General features: G+C 72.4%; 9 protein-coding genes. 8 read left to right on the top strand and 1 reads right to left on the bottom strand.

Annotated elements, in window-relative coordinates; translation table 11 throughout:
- The first annotated feature begins 47 nt into the window (after nt 1-47).
- The 8 genes from VFR90_RS17425 (at nt 48) to VFR90_RS17390 (ending at nt 11,301) form a co-directional block, all read left to right on the top strand.
- Entirely contained in the window at nt 48-821 is a 774-nt protein-coding gene (locus tag VFR90_RS17425) for a lysophospholipid acyltransferase family protein (protein ID WP_326407478.1), read from the top strand.
- A 40-nt stretch (nt 822-861) separates the two neighbouring features.
- Nucleotides 862-1,824, top strand: a complete 963-nt coding sequence (locus VFR90_RS17420) for a M48 family metallopeptidase (protein ID WP_326407433.1) — start codon at nt 862-864, stop codon at nt 1,822-1,824.
- A gap of 26 nt (nt 1,825-1,850) precedes the next feature.
- Nucleotides 1,851-2,990: a CaiB/BaiF CoA transferase family protein gene (locus tag VFR90_RS17415; RefSeq protein ID WP_326407432.1), complete on the top strand. Its 1,140-nt coding sequence runs from the start codon at nt 1,851-1,853 to the stop codon at nt 2,988-2,990.
- 93 nt (nt 2,991-3,083) lie between these two features.
- Entirely contained in the window at nt 3,084-3,491 is a 408-nt protein-coding gene (locus tag VFR90_RS17410; protein WP_326407431.1) for a hypothetical protein, read from the top strand.
- Nucleotides 3,488-4,861, top strand: coding sequence for a tRNA (N6-isopentenyl adenosine(37)-C2)-methylthiotransferase MiaB (miaB, locus tag VFR90_RS17405; RefSeq protein WP_326407430.1), 1,374 nt, complete (start codon nt 3,488-3,490; stop codon nt 4,859-4,861). The genes VFR90_RS17410 and miaB overlap by 4 nt, the downstream gene beginning before the upstream one ends.
- Before the next feature lie 190 nt (nt 4,862-5,051).
- Nucleotides 5,052-9,407: an ATP-binding protein gene (locus tag VFR90_RS17400; RefSeq protein ID WP_326407429.1), complete on the top strand. Its 4,356-nt coding sequence runs from the start codon at nt 5,052-5,054 to the stop codon at nt 9,405-9,407.
- A 22-nt stretch (nt 9,408-9,429) separates the two neighbouring features.
- Complete coding sequence (locus tag VFR90_RS17395; RefSeq protein WP_326407428.1) at nt 9,430-10,812, top strand: ATPase domain-containing protein; 1,383 nt, start codon at nt 9,430-9,432, stop codon at nt 10,810-10,812.
- 24 nt (nt 10,813-10,836) lie between these two features.
- Complete coding sequence (locus VFR90_RS17390) at nt 10,837-11,301, top strand: response regulator (protein ID WP_326407427.1); 465 nt, start codon at nt 10,837-10,839, stop codon at nt 11,299-11,301.
- A gap of 10 nt (nt 11,302-11,311) precedes the next feature.
- Here the strand turns inward: VFR90_RS17390 and VFR90_RS17385 are convergent, their stop codons facing one another.
- A complete protein-coding gene (locus VFR90_RS17385; protein WP_326407426.1) occupies nt 11,312-12,496 on the bottom strand; it encodes a PAS domain-containing sensor histidine kinase in 1,185 nt (394 codons plus the stop codon).
- Nucleotides 12,497-12,587 lie beyond the last annotated feature (91 nt).

Genomic DNA, 12,587 nt, shown 5'->3' with positions numbered 1-12,587 from the left:
CGATCGACGGCGCCCCGTCCTCGGCGCCGCAGCCGGCGCCGATGCCGATGCCGCGCCGGGTGACGCTGCTCGCGCGCATCCGCTCGGCGCTGTTCGTCGCATGGATGGCGATCACGGTGGTGCCGATCGCGATCGCGGTGCTGCTCGCGTCGATCGTGCTGCGCGGCGACCGGCTCTACTGGATGTGCGTGGGCTTCCTGCGCCTGTCGATCTGGGGCGCGAAGGCGATCTGCGGCGTGCGCTACCGCGTGCACGGTATGGAGCGCCTGCCGTCCCGCGAGAGTTCCAGCGACCGGCTCGCGCCGGTGATCCTGTGCCCCAAGCACCAGAGCACCTGGGAGACCTTCGCGTTTCCGGCGTTGATGTCGCACCCGCTGTGCTACGTGTTCAAGCGCGAGCTGATCTACATCCCGTTCTTCGGCTGGGCGATGGGCCGGCTCGACATGATCCACATCGACCGCAGCCGGCGCACCGAGGCATGGTCGAAGGTGGCCGAGCAGGGCCGCGAGTACATGAGCCGCGGCCACTGGGTGATCATGTTTCCCGAAGGCACGCGCATCGCGCGCGGCGAGCGCGGCAGCTACAAGAACGGCGCGACGCGGCTGGCGGTCGCGACCGGCGTGCCGGTGGTGCCGATCGCGGTCAATTCGGCGGTGTGCTGGCCGCGCAGGAGCTTCGTGCTGACGCCGGGGACGATCGACGTATCGATCGGCGCGCCGATCCCGAGCGTGGGCCGCGAGGCCGACGAGCTGATGCGCGAAGTCGAAGCCTGGATCGAAGCCGAGATGCGCCGCATCGACCCGGCCGCCTACACGAGCTGAGCGGCGATGTGAGGGGCGACTTCTATACTCGCCGCCCATCATGAAACGCCGGCCCGCCGCCGACCTCGTCGCTTGCGACCAGCAGCTCGACCTGCCGCTGTTCGCCGACGACGAAGCGTCCGCCGCGACCGATGAAGCGCCGCTGCGCTCCGGCGCGGCCGCGGCCCCGCGACTCGACCTCGAAGCGCCGCGGCCTGTCCCGAAGCCCCCGCCGCCGATGACCCCGCCCGAGCGCTTCGAGCACCCGCAAGCCAACCGCGAGATCGCCCTCGGCCGCGCGCTCGTGCGCTACGAGTTCCGCCGCGCCCGGCGCCGCTCGATCGGCATGGTGGTCGGCGTCGAAGGCCTGACGGTGCGCGCGCCGCGCTGGGTCGGCGTGGCCGAGGTCGAGGCGGCGCTGCGCGAGAAGTCGACGTGGATCCAGGCCAAGCTCGCCGAGCAGCGCGAGCGCGCGCGCCGGCACGCAGCGGCGCGCATCGAATGGCGCGACGGCGCGAGCCTGCCCTTCCTCGGCGAGACGCTGGTGCTCCTGCTCGATCCGCGCATCGCCGGTGCGCGGCTGGACGCCGAGCCCGCGCCGGCCGGGCAGCGCGCGCTCGCCGGCGTGCCGCGGCGGCTGCTGCGGGTGGGCCTGCCGCACACGGCCGCGCCGGAGCAGATCCGCGACCTCGTGCAGTCCTGGCTGCAGCGCCAGGCGCGCAGCGTGTTCGACGAACGTTGCGCGCACTACGCGCCGCAGCTCGGGGTGCAGGTGCGCCGCATTGCGCTGAGCGCCGCGCAGACGCGCTGGGGCAGCGCCAGCGCCGACGGCTCGGTGCGCCTGAACTGGCGGCTGATCCACTTCGCGCTGCCGACGATCGACTACGTCGTCGCGCACGAACTCGCGCACCTGCGCGAGATGAACCACAGCCCGCGCTTCTGGGACGTGGTGCGCTCGGTGATCCCTGACGTCGAAGCCGCGCGCGTCACGCTGCGCGCCGAGGTGCTGCCGGCGCTCGACTGACGCGCGGCCGCACGAAGGAGCCGTCGATGCCGGGGCCATTGCAGGGCCTGCGCGTGATCGAGATGGCCGGGCTCGGCCCCGCGCCGTTCGCCGCGATGCTGCTGGCCGACCAGGGCGCCGAGGTCGTGCGCATCGACCGGCCCGGCGCCGGCGGCGCGCTGGGGCTCGATCCGCGCTTCGACCTGTCGGCGCGCGGCCGGCGTTCACTCGCGCTCGACTTGAAGCGGCCGAGCGCGGCCGCGGTGCTGCTGGCGATGGTCGAACGCGCCGATGCGCTGATCGAGGGCTTTCGCCCCGGCGTGATGGAGCGGCTCGGCCTCGGCCCCGCGCCCTGCCTCGCGCGCAACCGGAAGCTGGTCTACGGCCGCATGACCGGCTGGGGCCAGACCGGCCCGCTCAGCCGCCGTGCCGGCCACGACCTGAACTACATCGCGCTGAGCGGCGCGCTGCATGCGATGGGCCGCGACGGCGAGCCGCCGCCGGTGCCGCTGAACCTGGTCGGCGACTATGGCGGCGGCGCGCTGCTGCTCGCCTTCGGGCTGATGTGCGCGCTGCACGAGGCGCGTGCCAGCGGGCGCGGCCAGGTGGTCGACGCGGCGATGTGCGACGGCGCGGTGCTGCTCGGCACGCTCTTCCACGGGCTGCGTGCCGCGGGCGAGTGGCACGGCGCGCGCGAAGCGAACCTGCTCGACGGCGGCGCCCCGTTCTACCGCTGCTACGCCTGTGCGGACGGGCGCTTCCTCGCGGTCGGCGCGATCGAGCCGGCCTTCTACGCCGAACTGCTGCGCGGGCTCGGGCTCGACGCGGCCGAGTTCGCGCCGCAGGGCGACCGCGCGCGCTGGCCGGCGTGGCGCGAGCGCTTCGCCGCGGTCATGGCGACCCGCTCGCGCGACGACTGGTGCGCGGCCTTCGAAGGCCGCGACGCCTGCGTCGCGCCGGTGCTCGACTGGGACGAGGCGGCTGCGCACCCGCACCTTCGCTCGCGCGCGAGCCATGTTGAGATCGACGGCATCGTGCAGTCGGCGCCGGCGCCGCGCTTCGATCGCACGGTGGCCGCGACGCCGCGGCCGCCGCCCCGGCCGGGCGCCGACGGCGAAGCGGTGCTGCGCGATTGGGGCGTCGATGCCGCGCTCGTCGCCGCGCTGGGCCGCGAAGGCGCGAACTAGCGCCGCATCGGTCGCCGACCAGCGCTTCGCGTGCCGGCCCGCGCAGGCCGGCCTTCCTAGAATCCGGGCCTTTGCAGCCCCTGGATCTACACCATGCTCCGCTGTAATCCCCGCCGGTTCGCGCGTCGGCGCGCCGGCCTGGCGCTCGTCGCGCTGCTCGCGTTCGCCACCGCCGCGCCGGCGCAGGTGCAGCGCAACTTCCCGCAGAACGCGCTGCGCGGCGAAATCGCCTTCACCGATCCGCCCGAGGTGCGGCTCAACGGCTCCGGCGCGCGCCTCGCGCCCGGCCTGCGGCTGCGCGGGCCCGACAACCTGCTGCTCGTCAGCGGCGCGGTCGCCGGCCTGCAGGCGCGCGTGCTCTACACCGTGGACACCCTCGGGCTCGTCAAGGACGTCTGGATCCTGCGCAACGACGAAGCCACCGGCCTGTGGCCCGCGACGCCGCTCGAGGCGCAGCAATGGCGCTTCGATCCCGCGGCGCAGCTCTGGAGCCGGCCGTGAGCGGCGCGCAGCCGCCGGCGAAGAAGGTCTTCATCAAGACCTTCGGCTGTCAGATGAACGAGTACGACTCCGACAAGATGCTCGACGTGCTGCGCGCGGCGCAGGGCTACGAGCCGACCACCGACGTCGAACAGGCCGACCTCGTGCTGTTCAACACCTGCTCGGTGCGCGAGAAGGCGCAGGAGAAGGTGTTCAGCGACCTCGGCCGCGTCAAGCACCTGAAGGCGCGCGGCGTGAAGATCGGCGTCGGCGGCTGCGTCGCGAGCCAGGAGGGCGCGCAGATCCTCGAACGCGCGCCGTATGTCGATGTGGTGTTCGGCCCGCAGACGCTGCACCGGCTGCCCGCCTTGCTCGACGCCTCCGCCAAGCGCGCGCAGGTCGACATCAGCTTCCCCGAGATCGAGAAGTTCGACCACCTGCCGCCCGCGCGCGTGCAGGGGCCGAGCGCCTTCGTGTCGATCATGGAAGGCTGCTCGAAGTACTGTTCCTACTGCGTCGTGCCCTACACGCGCGGCGAGGAGGTCTCGCGGCCGCTGGCCGACGTGATCGGCGAGATCGAGGCGCTCGCGGCCCAAGGCGTGCGCGAGGTGACGCTGCTCGGCCAGAACGTCAACGGCTGGCGCGGCCGCGTCGGAAGCGACGACGACGCGCCGCTCGCCGACTTCGCGACGCTGATCGAGCGCGTCGCGGCCGTCGAGGGCATCGCGCGCCTGCGCTACACGACCAGCCATCCGCTCGAGTTCAGCGCGCGGCTGATCGACGCGTACGCCCGCGTGCCGCAGCTGGTGGACCACCTGCACCTGCCGGTGCAGCACGGCAGCGACCGCATCCTCGCGGCGATGAAGCGGGGCTACACCGCGCTCGAATACAAGTCGAAGCTGCGCCGGCTGCGCGCGCTGCGGCCCGGGATCAGCCTGTCGACCGACTTCATCGTCGGCTTCCCCGGCGAGACCGACGAGGACCATGCGAAGACGATGCAGCTGATCGACGAGATCGGCTTCGATGCGAGCTTCAGCTTCGTCTACAGCCCGCGCCCTGGCACGCCGGCCGCGGCGCTCGCCGACGAGACGCCGCGCGAGGTGAAGCTCGCGCGCCTCTCGCAGGTGCAGGAGGCGATCGAGGCGAACCAGCGCCGCATCGGCGCGAGCCGCGTCGGCACGCTGCAACGCATCCTGGTCGAGGGCGCGGCACGCAAGCCCGGCGCGGGCGGCGTACCGGAGTTGATGGGCCGCACCGAATGCAATCGCATCGTCAACTTCGCCGGCGGCGATCGGCTCGTCGGGCAGCTGATCGACGTGCGCATCGTCGCGGCCTACCCGCATTCGCTGCGCGGTGAAGTGCCCATCGCCCAAGCGCAGCACGCTGCCTGACCCGGGACGGCGCCGAGAAACACGCGCCTGAAAAACGGCCGTGTGAGCGGCAATCGGCATGCCTGTGGGTGTGCTCCGTCACACCATCGACGGCGTGTAGACACGCGCTTAGAGTCGCGGGCCTCATGCACCTCGAACCCGGGCAATCCGCCGTGAATCCGCAGTCGGTGTTCGCCGTCGACGCCCGCGCATGAACACGCTGTCCGGCGGTGGCGAGATGGGCGCGGCGATGCGCGCCTTCGACTGGTCGAAGACACCGCTCGGACCGTCGGCGGACTGGCCGCGCAGCCTGAAGACCGTCGTGCGCCTGATGCTCGACTCGCGCTTCGCGATGTGGCTCGCCTGGGGTCCCGAGCTCGTCTTCTTCTGCAACGACGCCTACCGGCCCACGCTCGGCTCGAAGCGCGATTTCCTCGGCGCGCCGGCGCGCCAGGTGTGGGCCGAGATCTGGAGCGAGATCGGCCCGCGCATCGAGCACGTGCTGCACGATGGCGAAGCGACGTGGGACGAGAACCTGCTGCTCTTCCTCGAACGCCGCGGCTACAAGGAGGAGACGTACCACAGCTTCTCCTACAGCCCGGTGCACGGCGATGCCGGCGCGGTCGAGGGCATGCTGTGCGTGGTCAGCGAAGAGACCGAGCGCCGCCTCGCCGAGCGCCGCCTCGCGATGCTGGCGGCCTTGTCGAACGCGACCTCGTCAGCCCGCAGCGTCGCGCAGGCCGCAGCGCAGGTGGAGGGGGCGCTGGCCAAGGCGCGCAGCGACCTGCCCTTCGTGCTGCTCTACCTGATCGACGAAGCCACCGACACCGCCACGCTGCAGTTCGCGCAGGGCCTCGACGGCGCGGCCGCGCTGCCGGCGGCTCAGAGCCTGCGGGCGGTGCGCGGCGACGGCACTGCCGAATGGCCGCTCGCCGAAGTGCGCGACGGCGGCCGCGCGGCGACGGTGGACGACGTGATCGAGCGCTTCGGCGCCCAACCGGCGGCGCCGTGGCCCGAGGCCGTCGCGCGCGCGCGGGTGCTGCCGCTCGCGCGCGCCGGGCGGCAGGACGAGCTGTCCGGCTTCCTCGTCTGCGGCCTGAGCCCGCGGCTCGCGTTCGACGATGCCTACGAGCGCTTCCTCGCGCTGCTCGCCGCGCAGGTGGGCAAGGCGATCGACGACGCGCGCGCGCTCGAAGAGGAACAGCGCCGCCGCGACGCGCTGGTCGAGCTCGACCGCGCGAAGACCGCGTTCTTCGCCAATGTCAGCCACGAGCTGCGCACGCCGCTGACGCTGATGCTCGCACCGGTCGAGGAGCTGCTCGCGCGCAGCAGTGACGGTGACGAGAGCGACGACGGCACGCGCGAGCTGCTGCAGCTCGCGCAGCGCAGCGGCAGCCGGTTGCAGCGGCTGGTCAACCCGCTGCTCGACTTCTCGCGCATCGAGGCAGGGCGGATGCAGGCGAGCTTCGAGCCGGTCGATCTGGCCGCCTGCACCGCCGACCTGGCCAGCGTCTTCCGCGCCGCGATCGAGCGCGCCGGACTAGGCTTCGAGGTGCGCTGCGAGCCGCTGCCGCAGCCGGTCCACGTCGACCGCGGCATGTGGGAGAAGATCGTCTTCAACCTCGTCGGCAACGCGCTGAAGTACACGCACGAGGGCGGCATCGAGGTGCGGCTCGCGGCCGATGCGCAAGGCGCGCTGCTCACCGTCAGCGACACCGGCATCGGCATCGCGCCGGCCGAGCAGGCCAAGGTGTTCGAGCGCTTCTACCGCGTCGAGGACGCCCGCGGGCGCAGCATCGAAGGCAGCGGGATCGGGCTCGCGCTGGTCGCCGAGCTGGTACGGCTGCACGGCGGCAGCGTTGCGCTGCTCAGCGAGCCGGGACGCGGCAGCAGCTTCAGCGTGCGGCTGCGCTTCGGATGCGCCCACCTGCCGCCGGAGCGGCTCGCGCCGCCGACGGCCTGGGGACCGCACGAGCCCGCCCGCGAAGCCGGCACCTGGACCGACCTGGCCGGCGACTGGCTGCGCGACACCGGCTCCGCCGCAATCGACGAGCCTGCGCCGGCGGGCGCCGAGGCGCCCGCCGCCGGCAGCGCCGATGGCGCGGCTGCCACCACCACGGTGCTGGTCGCCGACGACAACGCCGACATGCGCGCCTACCTGCGGCGGCTGCTCGCGCGCCGGCATCGGGTGCTGAGCGCGGCCGACGGCCACGAGGCGCTGCGCCTCGCCCGCGAGGCGCAGCCGGACTTGGTGCTGAGCGACGTGATGATGCCGGGGCTCGACGGCTTCGCGCTGCTGCGCGCGCTGCGTGCCGACCCGCGCACGCGGCCGCTTCCGCTCGTGCTGCTGTCGGCGCGCGCCGGCGACGAGGCGCGGCTCGAAGGCCTGCAGGCCGGGGCCGACGACTACCTCGTCAAGCCTTTCCAGGCGCGCGAGCTGCTCGCGCGCATCGACGGCGTGATCGCGCTGGCGCGCACGCGCGCCGAGCTGGCCGAGCGCGACGCGGCGCTGCGCCAGAGCGAATCGCGGCACCGCTTCCTGTTGACGCTGCACGAGCACACCCAGGCGCTGCGCACGCCGCGCGAAGTGCTGAGTGCCACCACGCGCCTGCTCGGCAAGCACCTCGGCGTCGACCGCTGCCTCTTCGCCACCGTCACCTCCGACGAGGACGGCGTCGAGGTCCTGGCCGACGGCGTCTGGGTGCGCGACGCGCAGATGCCCGTGCCGGCCGGCCGCCTGGGCCTCGTGGGCTACGGCCGCGAGCAGCTGGCGCTGTACCGCGCCGGGCTGCCCTACGTGGTGGAGGATGTCGAGACCGACGAGCGGCTCGTCGAGCAGCGGCCCGCGTTGCGCGCGCTGCAGACGCGCGCCAACGTCTCGGTCGGGCTGCTGAAGGACGGCCGGCTCGTCGCGGTCTTCGGCGTGCAGCAGCGCCAGCCGCGCGCATGGCAGGCCGAGGACGTCGCCTTGATGCAGGGCGTCGCGAGCCGCTGCTGGGACGCGATCGAGCGGGCGCGCACGCAGCAGGAGCTGCTCGCGAGCGGACAGCGGCTCGCGCAGATGGCCGACGCGATGCCGCAGATCGTCTACGTCAACGGCCCCGACGGGCGGCTCGAGTTCGTCAACCGCCAGTGGCGCGAATTCACCGGGCTCGTCGAGGCCGGGCCGGAGGTGATGCCGCGGGTGATCCACCCCGACGACCGGCCGCAGGTCTTCGCGCGCTGGCAGCACGCGATGCGCAGCCAGAGCCCGTTCACCGCCGACTACCGGCTGCGCCGCAGCGACGGCGAATACCGCTGGTTCCTGACCCGCGCCGAGCCGGCGTTCGACGAGCAAGGCCGGCTGCTGCGCTGGTACGGCACCTCGACCAACGTCGATTTCCAGAAGCGCCACGCCGACGCGCTGAAGGCCGCGCACGACGGCTTGCAGCGTGCCGACCGCCGCAAGGACGAGTTCCTCGCGACGCTCGCCCACGAGCTGCGCAACCCGCTCGCCCCGCTGCGCAATTCGCTGCACCTGCTGCAGATGCAGGTCGAGCCGGCGGTCGCCGACCGGCTGCACGCAATGATGAAGCGCCAGCTCGATCACCTCGTGCGCCTCGTCGACGACCTGCTCGAAGTCGCGCGCATCAGCGAAGGCAAGATCCGCCTGCAGCGCGCGCCGCTGCCGCTGGCCGGCGTGCTCGCCAGCGCGGTCGAGACCGCCCGGCCGCTGATCGACCAGGCCGGCCACCGGCTCGAGATCGACATCGTCACGCCCGAGCCGATGGTGGTCGACGGCGACGCGGTCCGGCTCGCGCAGGTGTTCGCCAACCTGCTGAACAACGCCGCCAAGTACACCGAGCGCGGCGGCCTGATCTCGCTGAGCGCGAAACGCGAAGGCGACGAGGCGGTGGTGAGCGTGCGCGACAACGGCGTGGGCATCGATGCCGAGCTGCTGCCGCGCGTGTTCGACCTGTTCGCGCAGGCGGAGGCCGGCGCCGCGCGTGCCCAGGGCGGTCTGGGCATCGGCCTGAGCCTCGTGCGCAACCTGCTCGCGATGCATGGCGCGAGCGTCTCGGCGCACAGCGACGGGCCGGGTCGCGGCAGCAGTTTCGTCGTGCGCCTGCCCCTGGTGGCCGCGCCGGCACCGGCGCACGGCGACGGCGGGCCGCCAGTCGCGACCGCGGAGGCGCCGGGCACGATCAAGGTGCTCGTGTGCGACGACAACCGCGACGCCGCCGACAGCCTCGGCCAGCTGCTTGAACTGCTCGGCGCCAGCGTGACGGTCGTGCACGAAGGCGCGGCTGCGCTGAAAGCCGCCGCGCGCCTGCGGCCGCGGCTGGTGCTGCTGGACCTGGGCATGCCCCAGATGGACGGCTTCGAGGTCGCGCGCGAGCTGCGGCGCATGGCGGGCTTCGACGACGTGACGCTGGTCGCGGTCAGCGGCTGGGGCCAGGCGCGCGACAGGGAGCGCACCCGCGCCGCCGGCTTCGACGAGCACCTGGTCAAGCCGATCGACCTGCAGGCCTTGCAGCGGCTGATCGCGGCGACACTTTCCTCGGCCGAATCAAGCGATGCCGAGTGAACGAAATCGAGGGAGGACGGAAATGAAGACCTTGGGACGGGTGAAGACCCATCTGCCGGGGCTGGACACGCTGCTCGGCGGCGGCCTGCTCGAAGCCGGCGTGTACTTCCTGCAGGGTGCGCCGGGCACCGGCAAGACGACGCTCGCGAACCAGCTGTGCTTCGCGCACATCGCCGCGGGCGGCAACGCGCTGTACCTCACGCTGCTGGCCGAATCGCACGCGAGGATGATGCAGCACATGCTCGGCCAGTCGTTCTTCGACGCGAGCCTGGTGGGCAGCCGCATCGGCTACGTGAGCGGCTACCGCGCGCTGGTCGGCGGGGACCTGAAGGCGATCGTCGGCCTGGTACGCACCGAGCTCACGCGCCAGCGCGCGACGATGCTGGTGCTCGACGGTCTGGTGCTGCCTCCCGGCGCGGAGGACGACGCAGGCACCAAGCTCAAGGAATTCGTGCACGAGATGCAGAGCCTCGCGACGCTGATCGGCTGCAACGTGCTCCTGCTGACCAGCGGCCAGGGGCGCAGCATCGCGGCCGAGCAGACGATGGTCGACGGCATCTTCGTGCTCGAGGACCACGCCTTCGGCATGCGCAACGAGCGGCTGATCCAGATCACCAAGTTCCGCGGGGCCGCGCCGGTGCGCGGCAAGCATTCGTTCTGCATCACCGGCGACGGCCTGCACATCTTTCCGCGGCTCGAGAGCGTGCAGCAGATGGCTCCACGGCCCGACGATGCGCGCGGCGTGACGGGCACGGGCGTTGCTGCGCTCGATGCCATGTTCGGCAGCGGCGGGCTGCGCCGTGGCTCGACGACCTTGGTGAAGGGGCCCGCCGGTGTCGGCAAGACGCTGCTGGCGCTGCGCTTCCTGGCCGAGGGGGGTGCCGAAGAACGCGGCGTGATGCTCGGCTTCAACGAAGACATGGACGACTTGGGCGAACTGGCCGCCGGTGTCGGCATCGATCTGCAGCGCGTGCTGGCAGCCGGTGCACTGAAGTTCTGCGGCCTGGTCGCAGAGCGCCACGCGCTCGACCAGCTCGGCCACCTGCTGCTCCAGTCCGTCGACCGGCTCGGCGCGCGGCGGGTCGTGATCGATTCGATCGGTGGGCTGGCGGCGACGGTGATGTTTCCCGAGCGCGGCTCGCGCTTCGTCGGCGCGCTGTGCGCCGAGCTGCGCCAGCGTGGCGTCGCGACGCTGATCGTCTGCGATCAGGATGAACTCGCCGCGCTCGGCGCGCCGTCGGCCCTCGGCGGCCTCGATGCGGTGGCCGAGCAGACGCTGCGGCTGTCCGTCGTCGGCGGCCGGCGCCAGCTGCGCATCGAGAAAGCACGTGGACAGGGTTTCGATCCGGCGCCGCGCAGCTTCGAGATCTCGGCGCTGGGACTGCGCCTCGACCCGGCCGACTGAGCGCCAAGCGAAAGGCAGCAGCGAATGTCCCAGAAGACCATCCTCGTCGTCGAAGACGAATACGGCACCGCCGAAGTGCTGCAGCTCATGCTGGAGGTCGAAGGCTATCGCGTGATGCTGGCCGGCAACGGGCACGAGGCGATGCAGCGCATCGCGCAGCACCTGCCCGACCTCGTGCTGACCGATTTCATGATGCCGGGCATGAGCGGCGCGCAACTCGGTGTCGCGCTGCGCACGTCACCGGCGACGGCCGCGGTGCCGATCGTGATGATGAGCGCCGCCGAGGAAGAGGAAGTGCGCCGCGCCTTCACCGGCTACGACGCCTTCCTGCACAAGCCCTACCGGATCGACGAGCTGCTCGAGGTGCTGCGCAGCGCGCTTGCGCGCGGTGCGCAGGCGCGGCGGCAGGGACGCGGCGACGGGCCCGTGATGCGCTCGATCGCCGAGGCGCTGGCCGGCCTGCTCGGGAGGCCGCGCGCGCCGGGTTGAGGCACCGTGCTCAGTCCGGCACCCGCCGTTCCAGCGGCAGCGGCACCTGGTGCGCCGAGGAGGGCGCGGCCGGCCCGTGCAAGGGCAGGCGCACCGCGAACTCGCTGCCCTTGCCGACGCCGCCGCTGCGCACCTCGACCATGCCGCCGTGCAGCTCGACGTACTCCTTGACCAGCGCCAGGCCGATGCCCACGCCCCCTTGCGCCAGCGGCACCGAGCGTTCTTCCTGGGTGAACAGCTCGAAGATGCGCGGCAGCATCTGCGGCTCGATGCCGATGCCGCTGTCTTCGACGCGCAGCACCGCATAGGGCGCCTCGACGGTGAGCTTGACCCATGCGCTGCCGCCTTCGGGCGTGTACTTGCAGGCGTTGTCGAGCAGGTTCGCGAGCACCTGCTGTAGTCGCACCGCATCGGCCTCGAGCCAGATCGGCGCGTGGGGCAACAGCGCGAAAAGGCGCACGCCTTTCGCGTCGTAGCGCGGCTGCATGCTCTCGACCTTGAGCAGGATGCTTTCGACGAAGTCGACGCGCGTGAGCTGCAGTACGAGCCGGCCATGGCGGCCGCGCGTGCTTTCCATCAGATCGTCGGCCAGGCGCTGCAACACCCGCATCTGGCGCTCCAGCACCTGCACGGCGCGCTCGGTCGCACCGCCGGCCGCCTGCATGCCGATCAGCGCGGTCGCGTTCGAGATCGCGGCGAGCGGGCTGCGCATTTCGTGGCCCAGCGTGTCGAGCACGCGGCTGCGCTGGCGCGCGATCGCCTCGGCTTCGCGCAGCCGGTGGTCGAGGGTTTCGAGCTGCGCCTTCAGGTCGGTGCGGTCGCGCATCACCTTGACGTAGCCGAGCAGTTCGCCACCTTCGCCGTGCACCGCATGCACGGAGCCGGTGATCCAGACGGCCACGCCGTCGGCGCGCCGGTGCCACCGATCGTCTTCCGAGGTGCCGCCGGCCAGCGCCACGGCCAGCTCCTGCGCCGGCAGGCCGAGCGCGCGGTCGCCGGGCGTGAACAGCGTGTCGAGCGGCCGGCCGAGCACGTCCTCGGCGCGGTAGCCGAGGACCTGCTCGGAGGCGCCGAGCCAGCCGATCACCATGCCCGCCGGGTCGGCCACGACCACGGCGTGTTCACGGGTCTGCTCGATGAAGCGTTGCGCGATGTCGGTCGCTCGTTGCGGACGCAGCGGCTGGGGATCACTCATCCTTGCGCGGTTCGTAGATGCGCCGTCAGCCTCCCTCACACGGCGCGTCCAGCCTGTCGGACATTGACCCAAGCCCGCGTCGGCTCGGGCC

Source organism: Methylibium sp. (genome assembly GCF_035762065.1).
Taxonomy (GTDB): Bacteria; Pseudomonadota; Gammaproteobacteria; order Burkholderiales; family Burkholderiaceae_C; genus Methylibium.
The sequence above is the reverse complement of the archived record's forward strand: the minus strand, read 5'-3'. Positions and strand labels throughout refer to the sequence as shown.